Raw genomic sequence first — 23,183 nt, forward strand, 5'->3', positions numbered from 1 at the left:
TCGGCGATGAGCGTCGACGACCTGATGACGAAGGCGCTGGCGGCCTTGGGTGAGGCGGGCAGCCCGATCTCGGTGGAGCTGCTGCACCGGATGGCCGACGGCGGTGGCGTCGACGAACCGAAGTCGATCGCCCAGGTGGCCGAGCTTCTTGACGTCACGGCGCACACCTTGCGGTATTACGAGCGCATCGGGCTGCTGGTCGTCGACCGCGACGCCGACGGGCACCGCCGGTACTCGCCGGAGGCGATCCGTCGACTCGTCTTCCTGACGCGGATGCGCCTGTCCGGCATGGCCATTCGCGATCTTCAGCACTATGTCGAGCTGGTCGACGCCGGGGCCGACACGGTGCCTGAGCGGCTGGACATGCTCGTCGAACATCGCGACACCATCCAGCGTCAGATTCGTGAGCTGACGCTGTCCCTGGCCGCCACCGAGTACAAGATCGCGACGTACGGAGGACGCGCCGGGGACCCGCTGTCCTGACCAAGCGTCGAGACTGCGTCCACGGTCGTGATTCGGCGGTGATCACGACCGTGGGCGCAGTCTCGACGAGTCCGGTAGCCCCGGGAATGAATCGCGCACCCGCTCCGTTGACCCATTCGACAACTTGAGTGGATCAGGCTCAACTCTCGCTTGACACGGACACGTCCGGGAGGGCAGGCTTGAGCGTGGTCCACTCAGACCCGTAAACGTTTTTCTCTATCAGGAGGCAGTAACTATGGCTCGTGCGGTCGGTATCGACCTCGGGACCACCAACTCCGTCGTCTCAGTGCTCGAAGGCGGAGAACCCGTCGTCGTCGCAAACTCGGAGGGCTCACGTACCACCCCGTCGGTCGTCGCGTTCGCGCGCAACGGCGAGGTGCTGGTCGGTCAGCCCGCCAAGAACCAGGCAGTCACCAACGTCGACCGGACGATCCGTTCGGTCAAGCGCCACATCGGCACCGACTGGTCCGTCGGAATCGACGGCAAGGACTACACGCCGCAGGAAATCAGCGCGCGCATCCTGATGAAGCTGAAGCGCGACGCCGAGGCCTACCTCGGTGAGGACATCACCGACGCGGTCATCACCGTGCCGGCGTACTTCAACGACGCTCAGCGCCAGGCCACCAAGGAAGCCGGCCAGATCGCCGGCCTCGAAGTGCAGCGCATCGTCAACGAGCCCACCGCGGCGGCGTTGGCCTACGGCCTGGACAAGGCCGACAAGGACCAGACCATCCTGGTGTTCGACCTCGGTGGCGGCACGTTCGACGTCTCGCTGCTCGACATCGGCGACGGTGTCGTCGAGGTCCGCGCGACCTCCGGTGACAACCACCTCGGTGGCGACGACTGGGACGACAGGATCGTCACGTGGCTCGTCGACAAGTTCAAGGCCTCGGCAGGCATCGACCTGACCAAGGACAAGATGGCCATGCAGCGGCTCCGCGAGGCGGCCGAGAAGGCGAAGATCGAACTGAGCTCCGGCCAGTCGACCTCCATCAACCTGCCCTACATCACCGTGGACGCGGACAAGAACCCGCTGTTCCTCGACGAGCAGCTCAGCCGCGCGGAGTTCCAGAAGATCACTCAGGATCTGCTGGACCGCACCCGCAAGCCGTTCCAGTCCGTCATCAAGGACGCCGGCGTCTCGGTCTCCGACATCGACCACGTCGTGATGGTCGGCGGTTCCACCCGCATGCCCGCCGTGACCGAGCTGGTCAAGGAGCTCAGCGGCAAGGAGCCCAACAAGGGCGTCAACCCCGATGAGGTCGTGGCCGTCGGTGCCGCGCTGCAGGCAGGTGTGCTGGCCGGTGAGGTCAAGGACGTCCTGCTGCTCGACGTGACCCCCCTGAGCCTCGGCATCGAGACCAAGGGTGGCGTGATGACCAAGCTCATCGAGCGCAACACCACCATCCCCACCAAGCGGTCGGAGACCTTCACCACCGCCGACGACAATCAGCCGTCGGTGCAGATCCAGGTCTTCCAGGGTGAGCGCGAAATCGCTTCGGCGAACAAGCTGCTCGGCTCCTTCGAGCTGACCGGCATCCCGCCCGCCCCGCGCGGCACGCCGCAGATCGAGGTCACCTTCGACATCGACGTCAACGGCATCGTCCACGTCACCGCCAAGGACAAGGGCACCGGCAAGGAGAACACGATCAAGATCCAGGAGGGCTCCGGCCTCTCCCAGGACGACATCGATCGGATGATCAAGGACGCCGAGGCGCATGCCGAGGAAGACCGCAAGCGTCGCGAAGAGGCGACCGCTCGCAACGACGCCGAGGCGTTGGTCTACCAGACCGAGAAGTTCATCAAGGAACAGCGCGAAGCCGAGGGTGGCTCCAAGGTTCCCGAGGAGACGCTCGCCAAGGTGGAGTCCGCGATCGGCGAAGCGAAGTCGGCGCTCGAGGGCACCGACATCACGGCGATCAAGTCCGCGATGGAGAAGCTGGGCGTCGAGTCCCAGGCTCTCGGCCAGGCGATCTACGAGGCCACCCAGGCCGAGCAGGGCGCAGCTGGCGGGGCCGGCGGGTCCGCATCGCAGGCCGACGACAACGTGGTGGACGCGGAGGTCGTCGAAGACGACGAGCAGGAGCGCAAGTGACCCAGGCGAACGATCCGCACGAGCCGGTGACCATCACCGACAAACGGCGCGTCGATCCCGACACGGGTGCAGTTCGTGACAACGCGGATTCGGCGTCGGCCCCCAGTGGGTCGACGCCGGACCCGGCGCCCGAGAACGACGAGGCCGCCGAGCTCAAGGCGACGCTGCAACGCGTCAAGGCGGAATACGACAACTACCGCAAGCGAGCCGTCCGGCAGGAACAAGCCGCCTCCGAACGGGGCAAGGCCTTCGCGGCCACCCAGTTGCTGCCCGTGCTCGACGACCTCGAGCGCGCGCGGCGCCACGGTGACCTGGAGACCGGTCCACTGAAGTCGGTGGCCGACAAGCTCGCTGGCGCATTGCAGGCCATCGGACTGGTGGCATACGGCGTGGAGGGCGACCCGTTCGACCCGTCACTGCACGAGGCCGTGCAGCACGACGGCGACGGAACCAACCCGGTGATCGGCACCGTGATGCGCCAGGGCTACCGCCTCGGCGACGGCCCGGTGCTCCGGCACGCGATGGTCGGGGTGGTCGATTCCGTCGACGGTCCCGACACGAACGACGTGTCGGACGCGCAAAACGCATCGAATGGCAACGAGAATTCACAATCAGATCAATAGTTCGACAGAACTGACTGGCAAGGAGGTGACGCAGCGTGGTCCAGCGCGAATGGGTTGAGAAGGACTTCTACAAAGAACTCGGCGTCGCCTCCGATGCCAGCGACAGCGAAATCAAGAGTGTCGCCCGCAAGCTGATGGCCGAGAACCACCCCGACCGCAACCCGAACAATCCGGTTGCCGAGGAGCGGTACAAGGCGGTCGGCGAGGCCAAGGACGTCCTTCTGGACAAGGCCAAGCGCAAGGACTACGACGAGACCCGCAGGCTCTTCGCCAACGGCGGTCGTCGATTCGGCGGTGGCGGTGGCGGCGGCAACTTTGGTGGCTTTGGTGGCGAGGGTGCCGAATTCAACCTCGGCGACCTGTTCGACGCCGCACCGCAGACCGGTGGCGCCAACATCGGCGACCTCTTCGGCGGACTGTTCGGTCGTGGCGCTCAACAGCCGCGGCCCAGCCGTCCGCGCAGAGGCAACGACCTGGAGACCGAGACGGAACTGTCGTTCCTCGAGGCGACCAAGGGCGTGGCCATGCCGCTGCGGCTCACCAGCCCGGCGCCGTGCACCAACTGCCACGGCAGCGGCGCGCGCCCCGGCACCAGCCCCAAGGTGTGCCCGAACTGCAACGGCGCCGGCGTCATCAACCGCAATCAGGGCGCCTTCGGCTTCTCCGAGCCGTGCACCGAATGCCGGGGCACCGGCTCGATCATCGAGGAGCCGTGCGACGAGTGCGGCGGCAAGGGTGCGACCACCCGGACCCGCACCATCAACGTCCGGATTCCACCCGGCGTCGAGGATGGCCAACGGATCCGTCTCGCCGGTCAAGGCGAGGCTGGGCTGCGCGGTGCACCGTCGGGCGACCTGTTCGTCACCGTGCACGTCCGGCCCGACAAGGTGTTCGGCAGGACCGGCGACGACCTGACCGTCACGGTTCCCGTCAGCTTCCACGAACTCGCCCTTGGCACAACGCTTTCGGTGCCGACGCTGGAGGGCAAGGTCGGGGTCCGGGTGCCCAAGGGAACGTCCGACGGACGCATCCTTCGGGTCCGCGGCCGCGGCGTGCCCAAGCGTGCGGGTGGTCACGGTGACCTACTGGTCACGGTGAAGGTCGCGGTTCCCCCCAACGTCGAAGGCGAAGCCGCCGAGGCACTCGAGGCCTACGCCAAGGCCGAGCGGGCAAGCGGGTTCGACCCGCGGGCCGGATGGACCGGTGCGTGATGAGCAAGAAGGACCCCTCTTCTGCAGCGCGCACCTTCCTGATCTCGGTCGCCGCGGAGCTCGCGGGCATGCACGCCCAGACGCTGCGGACCTACGACCGGCTTGGCCTGGTCAGTCCGCAGCGTAGCTCCGGCGGCGGTCGGCGATACTCCGAGCGTGACGTCGACCTGCTCCGCGAGGTGCAGCGGCTGTCGCAGGACGAGGGCGTCAACCTCGCCGGGATCAAGCGCATCATCGAGCTGACCAATCAGGTCGAGGCGCTGCGCTCCCGGATGGGGGAGATGGCCGAGGAGATGGAACGGCTGCGGGCCAACCAGCGCCGCGACCTGGCCGTCGTGCCGAAGAGCACGGCGTTGGTCGTGTGGCAGCCGCGAAGCAAGCGCTGATCAGGTCGCCGTGATCGAGAATCTCGTCGTCTCTGGCTTGCCGGCGACGGCAAAGCGGTAATTGCCGCTGCGCAGCGCGTCGGTCGGCGCGGTCATCGGCTCGATGGCGATGACGTCGTCGTTGGGTGGGGCGAACAGCTGGGCGGCGGGATAGCCCTTCAGGAACGCGACCTCGACGCGGTGTTCACCCCCGGCGATGGCGAACACCGAACCCTCTGGCACCTGGTCGAATCCGTCGTCGTACAGCGTGGACCCCATGGGTTCCGAGCTGGCCTGCCAGTCGTCGTGGGCGCCGGTCGGGAGACCCCAGTTGTCTGTCGGCCGGTGCCGCATCGTCGGGGTGGTCAGGATCCAGTCGGCGCGAGGGATCCCCGGTAGCTGCACGTACGGGTGGTAGCCGAAGCACAGCGGCACGGAAGCCGCCGTCGTCGGCATGACGGTCGTCTCGACGGTCAGGGTGCGATCGGCGAGCGTCACGCGTTGGGTCAGAACATGGGGGAACGGGAACGACGCCAGCAGGCGAGGTCGACCGCCGTAGTCCAGGATCGCCGTCAGCGAGTCGTCCGACCGATCCGAGATCAGCCAGCCGGGATAACCCGTCAGGACACCGTGGATGGGCACGCCGTGCTCGTCGGTGCGCACGCCGCCGGTCCCCGGGGTGAGCGTCACGACGGCGCCGTTGATCCCATACTTGCTGGCGCTCAACCGGTTTGCCCACGGATAGAGAATTGGCACGCCCATGGTCTTGCCTGCGGTGATGTAGGCGTCGAGGCCGCGTCGTTGGCCGAGGAACTCGTGCTCCCCGTCGCGCAGTGACGTGACGATCATGCCTGCCATGGGGACGACGGTCGCGGTCATCGACGACGACTGATCGGTCAGCGTGACGGCTTCGAACTCGGACATTCGGCGATTCTGTCACGCTCAACTGGCAAGTGGATCGTGTTGGATGCGGCGTGGATCCGCGCCCTTCGCGATCAGGGCCGCCGTGGTCGCCGCGACCATCTCCGGTCCGCCGCAGACGAGGATCTGCCGATCACCCCAGCTGCCGTAGCGGGTCACGACCTCTGGAAGGGTGCCGACCTGGCGCACGTGCAGCCCGCGCGGAGGTTCGACGTCGGGATAGTCACCCGCCCACGGCGGGTTGGTGGAGTACTCCGAGACCGGGGTCACCGACAACCACGGATTGGTCGACGCGACCTGCCACAGCGTCTTCAGGTCGTACAGGTCGCAGGGGTACCTGGCGCCGAAGAACAGGTGAACCCGCGGATTCTGGCCCCACTGCGCGAGATTCATGATGATCGACCGCAGCGGAGCCAGGCCGGTCCCGCCCGCCACCATCAGCACGTCACCACCGTCGCGGTCGACGTGCATCGCGCCGAGCGGGTTGGACAGCCGCCACCGGTCACCGGGCTTCGTCTCGCCGACGATGGCGGTGCTCACCATGCCGCCCGCAACCGAACGCACGTGAAACTCGATCGCGCCGCCGCGGTCGGCGGGAATCGAGGGGCTCAGAAACCGCCAGCGGCGCGGCCACTGCGGCACCTGCACCGTCACGTACTGGCCCGCGTGGAAGTGCAGTGGCTCGTCGAGTTGCAGCCGGATCACCGACACGTCGCGGGTTGCGCGGATGTGTTCGACGACGCTGCCGTCGACGAAGGGCGGTCCTTGCTCGGCGTCGGCCGCGCCTCGCATGATCCCGACGATCAACGTGACGGCTTGATGCGTGGCGTCGGCCAGTCGGTCGTCCCACCGGTCGATCAGGTGGCTGCGCAGCGTGGTGAGCAACGCGTCCTGCATGGAATCGTAATGTCGTTGCCTCACACCATATTTGCGGTGATCGCGACCCAGCTGCGCGAGGAAGGCCACTGGCTCGTCGGCGCGCTGGGCGATCAGTTCGCCGAACAGCCACGTCATGGCCTCGGCGAACACGGTGCGCTGCCTGCTCAGGTCCGGTGGGAACAGGTCCCGCACCTCGCCGTCGACTGCGAACCAGCGGGTGTAGAAGCGGTGGATCAGCTCGCCTGAGCCGGCTTCCGGATCGAAAGCACCGCGCAGCGTCGCCAGTGCGTCACGATCGTCGAGTCCCACGCGGCCGATCCTAGGGCTCGACCCAGTAGCGCCAGCTCAGAACCTGGCTACAGCCCGTGAATCCCCTTGTACAGGACCAGCAGGCCGATGACGATCAGGATGCCAGCCACCAGCGCACCATTGTGTTTCTCCATCCACACCTTCACCTTGGCCAGGGTCGGGTCGAGGCGGTCCCCCGAGACGGCATAGGCCAGGATCGGCACCGCGACGCTGCACCCCGCGAGTACTACGAACAGCAACTCGGCGGCGATGAGCCCGGAGCCGACCCGCAGACCCGCGCTGCCGATGGACAGTCCCGCGGCTGCGCACATGAAGAGCACCTTCGGGTTGGCCACCGTCAAGACGGCACCGACGACGAACGCCTTGCCAGGGCCCGCCTCGGTGATGTGCCTCGTACCCGGCATCTGGTGCGGCTTGCTGTGCCGGGTGAGCCAGCGGTACACCCCGAACACGATCAACGCCGCGCCGATGCCGACCCTCAGCCACGACGACCAGGTCGGTGGCTTGCCCCCGAGGCCGCCGAGAAGCCCTGATATAGCCAGGAATAGCGCAGTGAGCGCAGTGAGGCCGAGGAGCCAGCCGGTCAAGAACGCCAGGCCGGTCGGCCTGGGCCGAGCCGTCTGCAGGATCAGCACCGCGGGAATGATCGACAGTGGTGACAGGGCCACCACCAGCGCCAAGGGGATCAGTTCGGCCAGCATCGCGGTAAAGGTAGCAAGCTCGGGCAGGCGCCATGGCCAAATGTCGCCCGGTGGGGTTGCGCAGTTGTACGCTGCCGCTCAGCCCCGACGGACGTTTCGGGCGCGACCGGGGGGAAACGCACATGTTGGTCCGTCGCGTCACGTCGATTGTCGCTTTGCTGATGGTGGTGTCGACGACCGCCATGCTCACCAGCTGCTCGACGAGTTCGCAGCCGGTCTCCACCAACCCCCCGGCCGGGGTCAACGCAGGGCCCGACGGCAAGCCCGCGCCGTTCCACGAGCCGGTCCGGCTGCGCAGCAAGGACGGCGTCCTCGAGGTGCGGCTGTCGGCGCACCAGGGCACCGTCAACCTCGACACCGTCAAAGAACCCGTCTCCAACTTCCTGGTGTTCGGGTTCGACCTGATCAAGGGCAGCAGTTCGGACGGTTCGACCAAGGGGGACAACCTCTACCCCGCGCCGACCTTGCGGGTCGATCCGGGTGAGCGCCTGATCGTGCACTACGACAACGACCTTCAGGGCCTGACGGTCAAGGACTTCTACGACCCGGCGTTCACCCCGAAGGGCGGCGAGGTGCCCATCTACCCTCCGACGCTGACCGAGGCGCCGCTGAACCTGCATACCCACGGACTGCACGTCAGTCCCTCGGGCAACGCCGACAACGTGCTGCTGTCGATCCCGGCGGGCATGGGCAACACCTACACCTACGACGTGCCAGCCAACATGCCCAACGGGTTGTACTGGTACCACAGTCACCGTCACACGATGACGACCCAGCAGACGTACGCCGGCCTGGCCGGGCTGCTGGAGATCGGCCGCCCCGACGGCAATCTGCCGCTGGTCACGCAGAACGACATTCCCATGCGGAACATGGCACTTCAGTACAACTACGTCTTCGACCGCAAGGGCGGCGGGCACCAGCTCAACAACTACGCCTGGCCGCAATTCGTCAGCACCCTGACGCCGCCCAAGGGCAACGAATTGGCCGACGGCACCTATCAACCGAGCCTGGCGCCGGTGAACATCGCCGACACCAGCAAGGGCTCGCAGTACTTGACCGCATGGTGGGCCGGACCGCTGTCACCCCACAACAATCGCGGCCAGACCCAGTTCATCCCGCAGAACCTGATGAGCTTCGACAGCCCGACGCTGAAGATCCCCGAGAACAACGAATTGCCCGACAACGAGCGCGACGTACAGTTCACCGTCAACGGCCAGTTCCAGCCCGAGCTGAAGATCAAGCCGGGGCAGACGGAGATCTGGTCGGTGGCCAACATCAGCGACATCGGTTACATGACGGTCCGACTGACGGAGACCGCCACGGGCAAGCATCCGAAGTTCGCCATCGTCGGGCAGGACGGCAACCCGTACACCCAGGTTCAACGGCCCGTCTTCGGAGACGGGACGACGCTGAGCGTTCCGCCAGGGTCACGCTATGCGATCGCCGTGACGATGCCCGCCGAAGGCGACCTGGTTCTGGAGTTCCCGCCGAACCCCGAGGCCAAGCCGCTCGTGCTCCCAGGCGTGGTGTACACCAACAACGGCACCAAGAACACGCCTGCGGTCCTCGGCACGCTCACCGTCGACCCCAAGTACCTCAGCTTCGCCGACGGCTTCTTCGTCTTCCCCACGCAGACGCTGATCCGCGCGACGCAGGACACCAGCGGCCCGGGCCGGACCACGGCCTTCGAGCCGGGCCAAAACCTCGGTGCCTACACGTCATTCGTGGACACGTCGGTGATGACGCCCGCCGTGCGACGGGCGATGACGATTACCGACACGATCGGCGGCGACAAGGCCAGCCACAACGACCCCAAGGCCGTCATCTACATGTTCGAGCCCGCCGGATTTCCGAACGTCCCGCTGATTCAGCCGCGGCTCAACTCCGTCGAAGAGTGGACGATCACCAACCAGAACAACGATGCGCATCCAATGCACATCCACGTCAACGACTTTCAGGTGATGGAGATCGACGACCCGAACCGGGGCACGACGGGCGTCGAACCATGGGGCGTCGACAACGTCAACGTCCCCGCCCCGATCTTCAACGACATGCACGTCGTGACCACCCCGGCGAAGCTGACGCTGCGGCAGGAGTTCCTCGAGTTCCCGGGAACCTACGTGATCCACTGTCATCGCCTCAACCACGAGGACAACGGTCTGATGGCCACCATCAACGTCATCCCGGAGGTGTCCACCTACGCGGTGGCGACGCCCGGATCCAACGGCAAGCCCGCGACGGTCCAGATCCGGGATGGCAACGGCGACAAGGTCTTGCAGACCGTGGTTCCCTTCCCCAATTTCGAGGGAGCCCCGTCGGTGGCGATGGCCGACGTCAACGGTGACGGCGTTCTCGACCTCGTCGTCGGCACCGGCAAGGGGGTGTCTCCCCAGGTGGTCGCCTATGACGGCAACGACACCACCGACGGCGTGTTCAAGACCGAACTCACCCGTTTCGCGCCCTTCGACGAGAGCTTCACCGGCGGGGTGACGGTCGCGGGCGCCGACGTCGACGGAAATGCGCGGGCCGACAACATCATCGTGGGTTCGGGGCCGGGGATGGAGTCGCAGATCAAGGTCTTCTCGTCCACCGTGCCGAGCGAATCGGGCAAGGCGCCCGACGTGTTCTCGGCGTTCACGCCGTACCCCGGATCCGAGTCCGGGGTGACGCTGGCGACCGGAATGGTCGAGATGGGCTCCGGGAGGGAGAGCATCGTCACGGCGCCTGGTGCCGGCGAGGCGCCGCTGATCAAGACCTTCCGCTACGACCTCTACGAGCCGACGGCCCGGGCGCGTGCCAACGGGACTGCGACGCAGGAACATTCGGCCGGCGGCCGGACCGATCCGCGGATGACGTCGCAGTTCATGGCCTACGACGACGCCTACCAGGGTGGCGTCGGCCTCTCGACGGGTTGGGTGGCGGGCGCCCAAGGTGGCGCCAAGAGCATCATGACCAGCCAGCTCGCCGGTGCCGGCACGGTGCGGGCGTGGTCGACCGGGTCGCTCCTCGACGGGCAACCGGACGTCTACCTGGACAACCCGAACCACCACGAGGAGAACGCCACCTACGCCCAGATCGCGTCGTTCGACCCGTTCCCCGGTGCGGGCGTCACGGTCGCCACGACCAGCACCACCAGCGGCGCGGACGTCCTGGTGGGTGGTGTGACACCGACGGGGGTGGAGGTGCGCAAGTACACGCTGGAGCGTACGTCCCCTGACGCGACGACCGTCGACCCGAAGCTGCTGGCGACGCTCCCGGTAGCAGCGGGCGGTGCCGCACCCCTTGGCGGTCGTTGACGGCGGGTCTCAGCCGGCGTAGTCGGCGAGACGGCTGGCCAGTGCCCGGACCAGATCGCGCAGTGCCGCAGGGCGTTCCACGACGAACGGCCGATCCATCGCGGCAAGGACCGGGGGGATCCAGTCCAGTCGCTCAGCTCGCAACTGGACGTCCAGCCAGCCGTCGTCGAGTTCGGTCACGGTGGCGACGCTCGGCGGGAGGTGACGGCGGAGATGCTCGACGTCGTCCCGGATCCGCAGTGAGACCTCGTGTTTCCACGGGGTGGCGGCGAGCCCGGCGGTCACGGCCGTGACCGGATCGAAGCCCGCCGGCACGTCGAACGAGCCAGGCTGAGCGGTGATCACCGTGATCCGATCGAGCCGGAACGTGCGGTCCTCGCCGCTGACCGAGTCGGCACCGGTGACGTACCATCGACCCGAATGCGCCACCACGCCATAGGGTTTGACGACCCTGTCGCTTCGGCGTCCGGTCCGGTCGGTATAGCCGATCTCCACGGGGTGCCGGTACTTGGCGGCCTCGGCGAGTTTCAGCAGCAGTTCCGTCTCGACGTCAGCCGTGCGACTGGAATCCGGGGTGGGTGCGGTGACGGACATGGTGTCCAGTAGTGCGTCGAGGCGTCGGCCGACCGCCTCGGGCAGGACTCGACGTAGCTTGGCGGCGGCGCTCTCGCCGGCCGTGGCCGACGTGCCGAACAGCCTCGACCGGCGGCCGGCGGCGAGGCCCAGGAGGACGGCAAGGGCTTCCTCGTTGGTGAGCATCAGCGGGGGCATGCGGTACCCGGGCGCGAGTCGGTATCCGCCGTAGCGGCCCCGGATCGAGAGGACGGGGACGCCGAGGTCGCAAAGGTGCTTGACCGAGCGGCGAATCGTGCGTTCGTCGACGTCGAGTCGACCGGACAGGTCGCCGACGGTGCGGATCCCGCCTGCCTGCAGTATCTCGAGCAGTGCGAGCACCCTGGCGGTGGACGTGGTCATGGCGGAAAGTCTGCCGCACATACCGGGCCGAAAGTGTCCGGTATCGCAGCTACGGTCGGGGAGTCCCATCCACGTTGCGAGGAGCACCCATGGACTTCGTCTCCGTCCGAATCATCACCGACCACGTCCGCCGTCTCGTCGAGTTCTATGAGCAGTCTCTTCAGGCGACTGCGACCTGGTCGACTCCGGACTTCGCCGAGCTTGCGACGCCGTCGTGCACCATCGCCATCGCCAGTACCCGCACGGTGGCACTGTTCGGCGCCGATTCCGCGCGTCCCGCCGACAACCGCAGCGTCATCATCGAATTCCGCGTCGCCGACGTCGACCACGAATATCAGCGCTTGGTGCAGCTGGTGGACGAGTTCGTCCAAGCGCCGACGACGATGCCGTGGGGCAACCGCTCGCTGCTGTTTCGCGACCCCGATGGGAATCTGGTCAACTTCTTCACGCCGGTGACCGCGGCCGCCGAGAAGCGTCAGTCGCGGTCGTAGCGAAGCGGCGTTCTGCTGAGAGCAGCGCGAGCGGCGAAACATGCTGGCGCCACGGCATCGTCGAGGCATGACAGACGACAAGCCGCCGCAGTTCACCCAACGACTTCGCGACGGCCTCTTCCGCAAGTGCGTGCTCGTCTTGGACGGGCCGCTCGACGACGACAACGGCAAGGTGCTCGCGCTATGGCAGGTGCCAGATCACCTCTGTCGCAAGGTAGAACACCACCACCCAGAACGTGTTGAGCCCGATCAGCAGCGCGAGGCCCCGTAGGTTGTCGCGCGGCGCGGGGATCTCCGGCGCGGGGCGCAGCCAGCGTCTGAGTACGGGGTTGACGTAGTACGGCATCGCCAGATAGCTCATCGCGAAGCTGGACAACAGGTTTCCGACCAACATGCCGAGCCAGAGCGGCATGTGCAGCGGTGACAGGGCGAGCGTCAGGACGACCACGGTGGGGTAGAGGCCCATCCAGACCGCAAGCGAGGTCTTGACGTCCGAGGGTGGCGACGACTCGCGGCCCTTGTCGTCGAAGGCGAACCAGCTGCCGAACGAGTTGTCGACGGTGCGCGAGTGGAAGTCGGCGAACCTCTCACCCTCGGCAAGCAGCTGCCTGCGTTGATCGGAGACCAGCCACTTCTCCAGGTCCGCCTCGTTCTCGAAGCGGTAGAGCGTGGTCCACTCGTCCTGAATGCCCTCGACGGGGCGGAACACCTCGGTACCCCTGAATCCCTCGAAAGTGCTCTCCGCCAGGCGAAGACGATCCTGCCAGGCCAGGAAGTCGGCGACGTTGTCCGGGCTCACGCGGTGCGTCACCACCACGGTGACCAGGGGATCGCTGGGGCGGGCGCCGCCGCTGATCACCTGCTGCGTGCCAGGGCCGTCGAGGTAGCGGGCACCGTCGGTCAACAGTTCCTGGCGGGTGGCGCTGTTGATCCACGCCTGCACGTGGGCAATCGAATCGAAGCGGTACACGACCACCCAGTCGGGCTGCACAGCGGTTGGCGGGTTGACCTCGGCGCCAAGGAATCCCGGGTAGACCGCGGCGCGGGAGTTCATGTTCAGCTGCCACGCCTCGAAATCCCCTTCGCAGCCGGGTCGTACCTTCTGACCGATGATGACGGTGGCCGCCGTGTCCGTCGACTTGCGGGTGTCCATGCCGTCGTTCACGCAATCGGGGTTCGGCGAGCCGACGGCAGCCGGTCGTAGATTCGTTCGGGGGTCAGGGGCAGGTCGCGGAACCGCACCCCGGTCGCGTCTTCGAGCGCATTGGCCAAGGCGGGCGCGATGGGGTTGATGCAACATTCTGCCATGCCCTTGGCCTTCATCGGGCCAACGGAGTCAGAGGATTCCACGAACAGCAGCTCCGTGCGGGGGACGTCGGCGTAGGTCGGGATGCGGTAGTTGCGCAGGCTTGGGTTGGTCATCACGCCCGCGTCGTCGACTCCGAAGTTCTCGGTCAGCGCGAAGCCGATGCCCATCGCGACGCCGCCGTCGACCTGCCCCCGTGTCTGGGCGGGGTTGATGACCACGCCTGCGTCGGTGGCGTGCACGCTGTAGAGGATGCGAATCTCGCCGGTGACCCGATGCACGGCGATCCGAAAGCCGTGGCTGTTGGACGTGACGCTACGGGGCGACCCATAGGCCTTGCGCGACTCGGTGAACCGGATGCCGCGGGCCGAGGCGGCCTCGAGGAGTTCGGCCAACGAGAGCCGGGTGCCGCTGCACACCACGGCGTCGTCGTCCAGCGTGCAATCGGCCAGTGGCACCCCGGTGTGGCGGGCGGCGAAGCCGAGGATGCGGTTGCGCAGGGCCGTCGACGCGTAGTTCACCGCATTGCCCGCGACGAACATGCCCGCGCTGGCGAACGCGCCGGTGTCGAACCCCGTCTTGTCGGTGTCGGACTGCACCAGGCGGATTCGATCCGGCGTGGTTCCCAGGTTCGTCGCGGCGATCTGCACGTGCACCGTCGACGTGCCCTCGCCGAATTCGACCGTCCCGACCGCGATTTCGTACGTCCCGTCGGCACACAGCGTCGCCCATGCCTCGGAGAGGTGCTCGGTCGGTGGCGCGGTCTCGTGCAAGGACGCCGCGGAGCCCGCCCCGACGAGCCAGTCCTCGCCGAGATCGCGCCCGCTGTCGTCGCGTCGCAGGGCCTCGTCGACCAGGTCGACGCACTCGACGATGCCGTCCTCGGTGAACTCCACGTCGTCGGCGTGCTCGGCCAGTGCCAGAAGGGCGTCACCGGGGCGGACGACGTTGCGGCGCCGGAGTTCAGCCGGGTCGAGGCCGAGCTTGACCGCCAGTTCGTGGATGGCGCACTCGACGGCGTACCCGGGTTGTGTCATGCCGTAGCCGCGAAGCGCACCACTGGGAACGGTGTTCGTGTAGACCGACCAGGCGTCGAACTTCTTGTTGGGGCAACGATATAGCGCGATCGCGGCACCGGCCGCGAAGAGCGTCTCGCCACCGTGGTTGCCGTAGGCGCCGGTGTTGGAGACGTTGTGGTAGCCGAACGCGGTCAGCCTGCCGTCGGCCGTGGCACCGAGGGTGACCGTCACCTTCATCGGATGCCGGGGTGACGCGGTGGTGAACTCCTCCTCCCTGGTGAACTCCCACGACACCGGTCTGCCGGTGTCGAGCGTCGCCAGCGCGGGCAGGTCCTCGGAGAGGAGTTCCTGCTTGCCGCCGAAGCCGCCTCCGACGCGGGTGCAGAACACCCGCAACTGATCTGGCCGCAGGTTGAACAGGTAGGCCAGCTTGAGCTTGGCGATCGACGGGGACTGCGACGCCGTGCGGACGTTGAGTCGGCCGTCCTCCATCCACGCGATGGAACCGTGGGTCTCGAGATGCGCGTGCTGGACTCGGGGCGAGCAGTAGGTGGCCTCGTGGATCACGTCGGCATCGGCCAGGCCTGCGGCGAAATCGCCTATCTCGCCGTGCAGTTCGAGCAGGACGTTGTGGTCCTTGTCATGGGCGAAGGGGTCGTCGTAGCTGTGCAACTGGGGGGCGCCGTCGCGCATCGCCTCCTCTGGGTCGAACACCGCTGGCAATACTTGGTACTGCACCACGACCCTGCGGCAGCCCTCCTCGGCGGCTCGCACGGAGTCAGCGAGCACGGCCACCACGCGCTGGCCGGCGAAGCGCACGACGTTGTCGAGCATGTACGTGTCGTCTGGGTCGACCAGGTGGTCGGTGTGGATGGCCGTGCTGTAGCGCTTCCGTGGCACGTCCTCCCACGTGTAGACCCGTTGCACACCAGGCACTTCCATCGCTCCCGACGTGTCGATCGACACGATTCTGGCGTGGGCGTGGGGGGAGTGCAGCACCTTGAGGTGCAGCATGCCCTCCATCGCGGTGTCCATCGTGAACTCGACGGCCCCCGTCACCACTCCGGTGGCCGCCGGCGCGCCGACGCTGGTCCCGACGGCCTGCCCTGGCTTGGCCTCCTCGATGGCGCCGATCCCGTTGATTGCATCCTCGATGGCGCGGTAGCCCGTGCAGCGGCACAGGTTTCCCTTCAGTGCGCGGGGGAGATCCTTCTTCTGCTCGTCGGTGAACGTCGCGGCCGTCATGATCATGCCCGCCGTGCAGAATCCGCACTGGAAACCGGGTGCGTTGCGGAACTGCTCCTGCATGGGGTGCAGATTCTCGGGTGTGCCGAGACCCTCGATGGTGGTGACCTCTCGGCCGTCGGCGCGGAAGGCTGGGGTGATGCAGCTGTGCACCGGGGCGCCGTCGAGCCACACGGTGCACGCACCGCAATCGCCTGCGTCGCACCCCTTCTTGACCCCGTGCACGCCCAGAGACCGGACGAAGGTCCTCAGACACTGGCCCGGGTCGGGCTCGGCGTCGAACGTCGTGCCGTTCACGGTGTAGGTCATCGGTGTGCTCCCGTGCTGAGTTCGGTGCGGATCTCCTCGGCATAGTGCCGCGCCAAGTGCTTGCGGTGACCGGGGCTGCCGTTGGCGTCGTCGAACCACACGTCGTCACCGATCGCGGCGACGGCATCCGCCACGACGTCGGCCGACGGCATCGTGTCGAACGTCAACCGGATCGGGTGCGTCGTGCCCGCCGTCAGGACCAGTGTCAGATCGTCGGTTCCCTGGCTCTGAGTCCCCACCATGAAGATGGTCGACCGCCCCATCTTGGTGAGGGTGAAGCGGCGGTGGGCATGGCGCTTGCGCAGCGCGCCGACGGGAATGTGGATGCTGCGCAACAACTCTCCGGGGCGAAGGACGGTCGAGTGGTTGCCGGTGACGAAGTCGGCCGCGTCGACGGTGCGCGCGGACCCCGTCGTCGACCACAGCTCGTAGCTCGCCTCGAGCGCCACCGTCATCGTGATCATCGGGCCCGCGGGAAGGGCCATGCAGATGTTACCGCCGACGGTCGCCGAGTTCCAGACCTTGAACGACGCCAGGAACGCTTCGCAGCTGGTACGCAGCAGCGGTCCGGAGGCCCACTCCGCAGGCGCTGTGAGCGCGTAGAGGTCGGCGATGGTGCACATCGCGCCGACGTCGAGACCGTGGGCGGTCACCTCGAGTGAGTTCCAGCCCAGTGGAGCGAGGTCGATGAGCCGTCGAAGATCGGGCTGCGCGTCGGAGAAGAGCCACGTGCCGCCGGCCAACCACGCGTCGCCGGGGCGCCACACCGGGCCCGGGACGGCGGGTGGATTTCGGATGACGTCGGTGACCGTGCTGATGTCCACGCAATTCCCCTCGTCGGTCGGACTGCTCGACTGTAGGTCTTCGAGCGAGTTCCGTCGTCGCGGTCTACGTTCAGGACGGCGACTCAACGCCCAGCAACCGCGCCACCCGAGGAGGTCCCGGTGACAGCGATCGCCGTGACGGTGCTGCACCGCCCGGTCGACGCCCACGCGCTGGACGGGTGGCTGGCGGCGGTGCGGGCCGGTTGTGACCGGGTCGTCGGCTTCGTCGGGTGCGTCGTCTCGGTGCACGCCGATGAGCGCCTCGAGCTCGCAGTGGCGGTCAGTTTCGCCCGCGAGGAGCAGCTTTCCACCTGGCTCGACGGACCGTCGTGGGCCGCTCTCCTCGCCGACGGCGCCGCTGCCGGAATCCGGCGGGCGTCATCGGATCTGGTGATCGTCGACGGCGAGCCGACCCCTGCCGGGGTTGGCGTCTTCCGGCACAGTGTGCTCGCCGGCCGGGTCGACGAGTTCACGACCGCGCAGGCCGCGCTCGTCGACGTGAGCGCCGCCTTCGCCGGGTACGACGGGACCGTCGTGCTGCCCACGTCTGATCCCGGAGAGTGGTTGTCGCTCATACGTTTTCGTACTGAAGCGCTGCTCGCCGCGTGGCTTGGCTCGCGCCAGCGCGCGGAGGCCCTGCCGTCGTTGCGGTCTACGCTCCTCGAGGATTTCTCGACGATGTCCAGCACCACCCCGTTGGGCACCACCGTGCGCTCGAGCAACGGCAAGACGGTGATGACGCCGAACTGGAAGTCGGCCATGCTGGTGCTCCTCGTCCTCTATCCCACCGTGATGGTGCTGTCGAGGTTCTTCGGCCCGATGCTCGACGCGGTCGGTGCCGAGCCATGGTTGGCGCTGTGGGTCAGCCAGGTCGTCAGCGTCTCTGCGTTGCAGTGGTGGCTGATGCCCGCCGTCACGCGCCCGTTCCGTAGGTGGCTGGATCCGGTGGACGGCGCCGGTCGGCGGATCAGCGTGCTCGGCGGCGCGACCGTCGTCGCGCTGTACGCCGTGACGCTGGCCGTGTTTGCATCAGTAAAGTGGCTGCAGTTCTGGGACTATGTGGATTGACCGTGCTCGAACTGCGTCGAATCTGCTGAGAGGGCTGCGAGTGACTTTGCTAGCCCCGCGGCGCGCCGCGCTGGTCGGCCTCGTGCTGTGGGCCGTCTTCGCGGTCTGGCTCGGCTGTCATCGGTTCCTGGGGCCCGCCTGCGGCCCGGAGCTGGAGCGGGTCGTGAGCCACGTCGCGTTCGTGGTCTTCGGCGTGTTCGCGCTGGTGTGCGCCGGTATCGCGGCCTTGGCGAACCGGGGACGGGCGCACGCGGCATGGATATTCGTGGGTGTCGGTGCGGGCGCGTGGATCACCGCCATCGGCGGCTCTGACGTGCATTCGCCGTTGGGTGTCGTCGCGGTGTCCCTCGCCTCGGTGGTCGACGCCGGCTTCGTCGTCTTTCCCATCGCGACGTGCGTTGCGCTGCTGCTGCTGCCCGTCGGGCCCGCCGGACCGTCGACCGTGCGGTTGGTCTCGGACGGGCTCGTCGTCTCGGGGTCGCTGTTCCTCATCGCCTGGATCGTCGTCCTGCGCGACCTGTTCGACACCGGCCGCATCGATCCGGTGGTGCTGGGGATCAGGCTGGCCTACCCGGTCCTCGACCTCGTCGCCGTCACCATCGGAGTGCTGGTGGTGATTCGTGCGAAGGGCGCCGCTCGCAGGTCGGTGGCGTTGTTGACGGTGAGCATCGTGCTGATGACCATCTCGAACGACGTGCTCTACCACCTGGTCGCCAGCAGCGGCCGCAGCAGAGGAGACCTACTCGACCTCGGCTGGGCCACGTCACTGGTCGTGGTCGGGATGGCCGCGCTGGCTGGCTGTCGCCCGCAACGCGCCAGACAGCTCCCGGTCCACGACATCCTGTGGTTGCCGTACGTACCGCTGACGATTGCAGGGGCGGTCGTGGTCGCCGATCTCGCCAGACCCGCATCGGTCGTCGTGCTGTCGGTGTCGGTCGTGCTAGTGGTCACGGTGCTCTTCAGGCAGTTTCTGGTGATGGGGTCACACCAGCGCCTGTTCGCCGCCGTGGCCGAGCAGGCGCTGAGGGACCCGCTCACGGGATTGGCCAACCGGTCCCTGTTCAACGACCGGCTCGAACATGCCGTGGAACTACACCGACGCGAACTCTTCGGGGTGCTGGCGGTCGTCACCCTCGACCTGGACGACTTCAAGCTGGTCAACGACGGACTCGGACACGCCGCGGGTGACGCCCTGCTGGTGGACGTCGCGGCGCGGATCGTCGGCGCGGTGCGCAGCGGTGACACCGTCGCCCGGCTGGGTGGCGACGAGTTCGCGATCCTGATCGAGAAGGGGCGGGAGTCTCCCGACGTCGTCGCGCAACGCGTCGTCGACGCGTTCGACGAACCCTTCATGATCGACGGCCACCTGCTGCCCGTCCGGCCCAGCGTCGGACTGTCCGTCGCGCCGGCCCGCAGCGATCTTCAGGCTGACGTCTTGCTCAAGCAGTCCGACCTGGCGATGTATGCGGCCAAGCGCGCCAGGGGCGCCGGAGTGTCCACCTTCGCGTCGGACACGGGATCCATGAACCGTCTCGTGGTCGAGGACGACGCACCCCGACTCGGGCTGCTCGGCGATCTGCGCCAGGCAATCGCGCGCGGCGAGCTGTCGATGGTGTACCAGCCGAAGGTCGACCTACGGGCCGACGGGCAGGGTGGCATCGGGGTCGAGGCGTTGGTCCGCTGGCCCCATCCCGAGCATGGTCTGCTGACCCCCGACGAGTTCCTTCCCCTGGTTCGGCGTCACGCTCTGACCGAGGCGATGACAGAGCTGGTGTTCGACCTGGTGTTCGCGGACGCGGCGCGGTGGCGCGCGGCGGGCCGGAGGGTTCCCGTCGCCGTCAACCTCTTCGCCCCGTCGCTCGACGACGCGGACCTCCCCGAGAAGTTGACGGCCGCACTCGCCGACCACGGGATGGCACCCACAGAGCTGACACTGGAGATCACCGAGGACCTCGTCATCGAGGATCTTGGGAGGGCTCGCAACGTGCTGGAGCGCCTGCGCGCGACTGGTATCCGCGTGTCGATCGACGACTTCGGCAGTGGGTTCAGTGGGTTGCACTACCTGCGGGAACTGCCGGTCGACGAGGTCAAACTCGATCAGCAGTTCGTCATGCCCATCGTCGAGGACGACCGTGCCGCCTCGATCGTGCGGGCGGTGATCGACCTCGCGCACGACCTCGGCGTCACGTGTGTCGCGGAGGGGGTCGAGACGGTGGAGATCGCCGATCGGCTCAGGACGTACGGGTGCGACTTGGCGCAGGGGTACCTCTTCAGCCGGCCGGTCGGGGCGACCGAACTGCTCGACACGTTGGCGAGCTTCGACGGCGAAATGATCGCCTCGGGAAATTAGATAGACTTGAGCGGAACAGACTCAACCTTGACGGCGTTGAACAACGCGAGAAGCATTTTGCCCTGACAGAAACGGAGGTGTCGTGGACTCGTTCAACCCGACCACGAAGACCCAGGCGGCGTTGAGTTCGGCATTGCAGGCGGCCAGCGCCGCAGGCAACCCCGAAATTCGGCCCGCCCACTTGCTGACGGCGCTGCTCGCCCAGAGCGACGGCATCGCAGCACCCCTACTCGAGGCCGTCGGTGTCGATCCCGAGATCATCCGCACCGAGGCCACCACTCTCGTCGACCGCCTGCCGAAGGCGAGCGGCGCCAACTCGACGCCCAACCTGTCGCGCGAGTCGCTTTCGGCGGTCACCGCCGCTCAGCAGCTCGCCGTCGAGATGGACGACGAATACGTCTCGACCGAACACCTGCTCGTCGGCCTTGCGAGCGGCGACTCCGACGTCGCCAAACTGCTGAGCAGCCACGGCGCCTCACCGCAGGCGCTGCGGGACGCCTTCACCAAGGTGCGCGGCAGTGCCCGCGTCACCAGCCCCGACCCCGAGGGCACCTACCAAGCGCTGGAGAAGTACTCCACCGACCTGACCGCACGTGCCCGCGAAGGCAAACTGGACCCGGTCATCGGACGCGACAACGAGATTCGTCGGGTCGTCCAGGTGCTCAGCCGGCGTACCAAGAACAACCCCGTGCTGATCGGCGAGCCAGGTGTCGGCAAGACGGCGATCGTCGAGGGCCTCGCCCAGCGCATCATCGCCGGTGACGTGCCGGAGAGCTTGCGCGACAAGACCGTCGTCTCATTGGACCTCGGCTCGATGGTGGCAGGCGCCAAGTACCGCGGTGAGTTCGAGGAGCGACTCAAGGCCGTCCTCGACGACATCAAGAACTCGGCAGGGCAGGTCATCACCTTCATCGACGAGCTGCACACCATCGTGGGTGCCGGCGCCACCGGTGAGGGCGCGATGGACGCGGGCAACATGATCAAGCCCATGTTGGCCCGTGGCGAGCTCCGCATGGTCGGTGCCACCACCCTCGACGAGTATCGCAAGTACATCGAGAAGGACGCCGCCCTCGAGCGCCGCTTCCAGCAGGTGCTGGTCGGCGAGCCGTCGGTCGAGGACACCGTCGGCATCCTTCGCGGTCTGAAGGACCGCTACGAGGTGCACCACGGCGTCCGGATCACCGACTCCGCGCTCGTCGCCGCCGCCACCCTGTCGGACCGGTACATCACCAGCCGCTTCCTGCCGGACAAGGCCATCGACCTCGTCGACGAGGCCGGCTCCCGGCTGCGCATGGAGATCGACTCCCGTCCCGTCGAGATCGACGAGGTCGAGCGACTCGTCCGGCGCCTGGAGATCGAGGAAATGGCGCTGGCCAAGGAAACCGACGCAGCCTCCGTCGACCGCCTCGAGAAGCTCCGCTCGGAGCTCGCCGACCACAAGGAGAAGCTGGCAGAGCTGACGGCCAGATGGCAGAACGAAAAGAGCGCCATCGACATCGTCCGTGAACTCAAGGAGCAGCTGGACACGCTGCGCGGCGAGTCCGAACGCGCCGAGCGCGACGGCGACCTGGCCAAGGCCGCCGAGCTGCGCTACGGCCGCATTCCCGAGGTCGAGAAGAAGCTCGACGCGGCGCTGCCCGTCGCCGAGGCCCGCGAGAACGTCATGCTGAAGGAGGAAGTCGGTCCCGACGACATCGCCGAGGTGGTGGAGGCCTGGACTGGCATCCCCGCCGGCCGGATGCTCGAGGGTGAGAGCGCCAAGCTGCTGCGCATGGAGAGCGAGATCGGCAAGCGCGTCATCGGGCAGCGCAAGGCCGTGCAGGCGGTTTCCGACGCCGTCCGCCGGACGCGCGCCGGAGTCTCCGACCCCAACCGGCCGACCGGCTCGTTCATGTTCCTCGGGCCCACCGGCGTCGGCAAGACCGAGCTGGCCAAGGCGCTGGCGGAGTTCCTGTTCGACGACGAGCGGGCGATGATCCGCATCGACATGAGCGAGTACGGCGAGAAGCACTCCGTCGCCCGCCTGGTCGGCGCGCCTCCCGGCTACATCGGTTACGACCAGGGCGGTCAACTCACCGAAGCGGTCCGCAGGCGTCCGTACGCGGTGGTGCTGTTCGACGAGATCGAGAAGGCACACCCGGACGTGTTCGACGTGCTGCTGCAGGTACTCGACGAGGGCAGGCTGACCGACGGCCAAGGCCGCACGGTCGACTTCCGCAACACGATCCTCATCCTGACGTCCAACCTCGGTGCGGGCGGCAGCGAGGAGCAGGTGATGGCCGCGGTGCGCTCGGCGTTCAAGCCGGAGTTCATCAACCGCCTCGACGACGTTCTGATCTTCGACGGGCTGAACCCCGAGGAGCTGGTGTCGATCGTCGACGTCCAACTGGCTCAGTTGCAGAAGCGGCTGGCTCAGCGGCGGCTGTTGCTCGAGGTGTCGCTGCCCGCCAAGAAGTGGTTGGCCGAGCGGGGCTTCGACCCGCTCTACGGTGCTCGGCCGCTGCGCAGGCTGCTCCAGCAGGCGATCGGCGATCAGCTCGCCAAGCAACTGCTAGCGGGTGAGGTGCACGACGGCGACGTGGTGCCGGTGAACGTCACCGCGGACGGCGAAGGCCTGATTCTGGGCTGACGCCCTTCGCCGAACGTGGAGTTTTGTCACGCCTTCCCCAGGGATCGCGTGGCAGAACTCCACGTTCGCGCGTTAAACGGCAGT

At 67.3% G+C, this 23,183-nt stretch carries 17 protein-coding genes; 10 read left to right on the forward strand and 7 right to left on the reverse strand.

Annotated elements, in window-relative coordinates:
* The first annotated feature begins 6 nt into the window (after window positions 1-6).
* The 5 genes from B1790_RS21335 to B1790_RS21355 all read left to right on the forward strand — a co-directional run bounded on the left by B1790_RS21335 (window position 7) and on the right by B1790_RS21355 (window position 4,798).
* Window positions 7-483 (forward strand): MerR family transcriptional regulator, encoded by a 477-nt coding sequence (locus tag B1790_RS21335; protein WP_079925257.1) that lies wholly within the window; start codon window positions 7-9, stop codon window positions 481-483.
* Between the two features lie 235 nt (window positions 484-718).
* On the forward strand, window positions 719-2,578 hold the full coding sequence (gene dnaK / locus B1790_RS21340) for a molecular chaperone DnaK (protein ID WP_079925258.1): 1,860 nt from the start codon (window positions 719-721) through the stop codon (window positions 2,576-2,578).
* Window positions 2,575-3,201 carry a nucleotide exchange factor GrpE gene (gene grpE / locus B1790_RS21345; protein WP_079925259.1) on the forward strand — a complete coding sequence of 209 codons (627 nt, stop codon included), beginning with the start codon at window positions 2,575-2,577 and terminating at the stop codon, window positions 3,199-3,201. The genes dnaK and grpE overlap by 4 nt, the downstream gene beginning before the upstream one ends.
* A 35-nt stretch (window positions 3,202-3,236) precedes the next feature.
* Window positions 3,237-4,412: a molecular chaperone DnaJ gene (dnaJ, locus tag B1790_RS21350; protein ID WP_079925260.1), complete on the forward strand. Its 1,176-nt coding sequence runs from the start codon at window positions 3,237-3,239 to the stop codon at window positions 4,410-4,412.
* Window positions 4,412-4,798 carry a heat shock protein transcriptional repressor HspR gene (locus tag B1790_RS21355; RefSeq protein ID WP_079925287.1) on the forward strand — a complete coding sequence of 129 codons (387 nt, stop codon included), beginning with the start codon at window positions 4,412-4,414 and terminating at the stop codon, window positions 4,796-4,798. The genes dnaJ and B1790_RS21355 overlap by 1 nt, the downstream gene beginning before the upstream one ends.
* On the opposite strand, the gene B1790_RS21360 is transcribed toward B1790_RS21355, so the two are convergent.
* From B1790_RS21360 to B1790_RS21370, 3 genes are read right to left on the reverse strand one after another with little or no spacing between them, the layout of a single operon-like run.
* Window positions 4,799-5,701: an aldose 1-epimerase gene (locus B1790_RS21360; RefSeq protein WP_079925261.1), complete on the reverse strand. Its 903-nt coding sequence runs from the start codon at window positions 5,699-5,701 to the stop codon at window positions 4,799-4,801.
* 18 nt (window positions 5,702-5,719) lie between these two features.
* The gene (locus B1790_RS21365; protein ID WP_079925262.1) at window positions 5,720-6,886 is read right to left on the reverse strand and encodes an FAD-binding oxidoreductase; all 1,167 of its coding nucleotides are present in this window, start codon (window positions 6,884-6,886) and stop codon (window positions 5,720-5,722) included.
* Between the two features lie 47 nt (window positions 6,887-6,933).
* The gene (locus B1790_RS21370) at window positions 6,934-7,587 is read right to left on the reverse strand and encodes a GAP family protein (protein ID WP_079925263.1); all 654 of its coding nucleotides are present in this window, start codon (window positions 7,585-7,587) and stop codon (window positions 6,934-6,936) included.
* 122 nt (window positions 7,588-7,709) lie between these two features.
* Here B1790_RS21370 and B1790_RS21375 point away from each other — a divergent pair, with 122 nt between their 5' ends.
* Window positions 7,710-10,883, forward strand: coding sequence for a multicopper oxidase domain-containing protein (locus B1790_RS21375; protein ID WP_079925264.1), 3,174 nt, complete (start codon window positions 7,710-7,712; stop codon window positions 10,881-10,883).
* Window positions 10,884-10,892: 9 nt separating this feature from the next.
* Here the strand turns inward: B1790_RS21375 and B1790_RS21380 are convergent, their stop codons facing one another.
* Window positions 10,893-11,858: a YafY family protein gene (locus tag B1790_RS21380; RefSeq protein ID WP_142271438.1), complete on the reverse strand. Its 966-nt coding sequence runs from the start codon at window positions 11,856-11,858 to the stop codon at window positions 10,893-10,895.
* A gap of 89 nt (window positions 11,859-11,947) precedes the next feature.
* On the opposite strand from B1790_RS21380, the gene B1790_RS21385 reads away from it, so the two are divergent.
* Window positions 11,948-12,349 (forward strand): VOC family protein, encoded by a 402-nt coding sequence (locus B1790_RS21385; protein WP_079925265.1) that lies wholly within the window; start codon window positions 11,948-11,950, stop codon window positions 12,347-12,349.
* A 181-nt stretch (window positions 12,350-12,530) separates the two neighbouring features.
* Here B1790_RS21385 and B1790_RS21390 read toward each other — a convergent pair whose 3' ends face one another.
* From B1790_RS21390 to B1790_RS21400, 3 genes are read right to left on the reverse strand one after another with little or no spacing between them, the layout of a single operon-like run.
* The gene (locus B1790_RS21390) at window positions 12,531-13,502 is read right to left on the reverse strand and encodes an antibiotic biosynthesis monooxygenase (protein WP_079925289.1); all 972 of its coding nucleotides are present in this window, start codon (window positions 13,500-13,502) and stop codon (window positions 12,531-12,533) included.
* 8 nt (window positions 13,503-13,510) lie between these two features.
* On the reverse strand, window positions 13,511-16,228 hold the full coding sequence (locus tag B1790_RS21395) for a molybdopterin-dependent oxidoreductase (protein ID WP_079925266.1): 2,718 nt from the start codon (window positions 16,226-16,228) through the stop codon (window positions 13,511-13,513).
* Window positions 16,225-17,052: a xanthine dehydrogenase family protein subunit M gene (locus B1790_RS21400; protein ID WP_079925267.1), complete on the reverse strand. Its 828-nt coding sequence runs from the start codon at window positions 17,050-17,052 to the stop codon at window positions 16,225-16,227. The genes B1790_RS21395 and B1790_RS21400 overlap by 4 nt, the downstream gene beginning before the upstream one ends.
* A 120-nt stretch (window positions 17,053-17,172) precedes the next feature.
* Between B1790_RS21400 and B1790_RS21405 the strand changes: the two genes are divergently transcribed.
* From B1790_RS21405 to clpB, 3 genes are all read left to right on the forward strand, one after another.
* Window positions 17,173-18,120 carry an antibiotic biosynthesis monooxygenase gene (locus B1790_RS21405; RefSeq protein ID WP_079925268.1) on the forward strand — a complete coding sequence of 316 codons (948 nt, stop codon included), beginning with the start codon at window positions 17,173-17,175 and terminating at the stop codon, window positions 18,118-18,120.
* 40 nt (window positions 18,121-18,160) lie between these two features.
* The gene (locus B1790_RS21410; RefSeq protein ID WP_079925269.1) at window positions 18,161-20,470 is read left to right on the forward strand and encodes a bifunctional diguanylate cyclase/phosphodiesterase; all 2,310 of its coding nucleotides are present in this window, start codon (window positions 18,161-18,163) and stop codon (window positions 20,468-20,470) included.
* Between the two features lie 82 nt (window positions 20,471-20,552).
* Entirely contained in the window at window positions 20,553-23,099 is a 2,547-nt protein-coding gene (gene clpB / locus B1790_RS21415; RefSeq protein WP_079925270.1) for an ATP-dependent chaperone ClpB, read from the forward strand.
* Window positions 23,100-23,183 lie beyond the last annotated feature (84 nt).

Source organism: Mycobacterium sp. AT1 (assembly GCF_002043095.1).
GTDB lineage: Bacteria > Actinomycetota > Actinomycetes > Mycobacteriales > Mycobacteriaceae > Mycobacterium.

Bases quoted from the DNA above. Each gene is read 5' to 3' on its own strand.
- B1790_RS21335 (WP_079925257.1), top strand. From the start codon at position 7: ATGAGCGTCGACGACCTGATGACGAAGGCGCTGGCGGCCTTGGGTGAG.
- dnaK (WP_079925258.1), top strand. From the start codon at position 719: ATGGCTCGTGCGGTCGGTATCGACCTCGGGACCACCAACTCCGTCGTC.
- B1790_RS21355 (WP_079925287.1), top strand. From the start codon at position 4,412: ATGAGCAAGAAGGACCCCTCTTCTGCAGCGCGCACCTTCCTGATCTCG.
- B1790_RS21360 (WP_079925261.1), bottom strand. From the start codon at position 5,701: ATGTCCGAGTTCGAAGCCGTCACGCTGACCGATCAGTCGTCGTCGATG.
- B1790_RS21370 (WP_079925263.1), bottom strand. From the start codon at position 7,587: ATGCTGGCCGAACTGATCCCCTTGGCGCTGGTGGTGGCCCTGTCACCA.
- B1790_RS21375 (WP_079925264.1), top strand. From the start codon at position 7,710: ATGTTGGTCCGTCGCGTCACGTCGATTGTCGCTTTGCTGATGGTGGTG.
- B1790_RS21380 (WP_142271438.1), bottom strand. From the start codon at position 11,858: ATGACCACGTCCACCGCCAGGGTGCTCGCACTGCTCGAGATACTGCAG.
- B1790_RS21385 (WP_079925265.1), top strand. From the start codon at position 11,948: ATGGACTTCGTCTCCGTCCGAATCATCACCGACCACGTCCGCCGTCTC.
- B1790_RS21390 (WP_079925289.1), bottom strand. From the start codon at position 13,502: ATGGACACCCGCAAGTCGACGGACACGGCGGCCACCGTCATCATCGGT.
- B1790_RS21395 (WP_079925266.1), bottom strand. From the start codon at position 16,228: ATGACCTACACCGTGAACGGCACGACGTTCGACGCCGAGCCCGACCCG.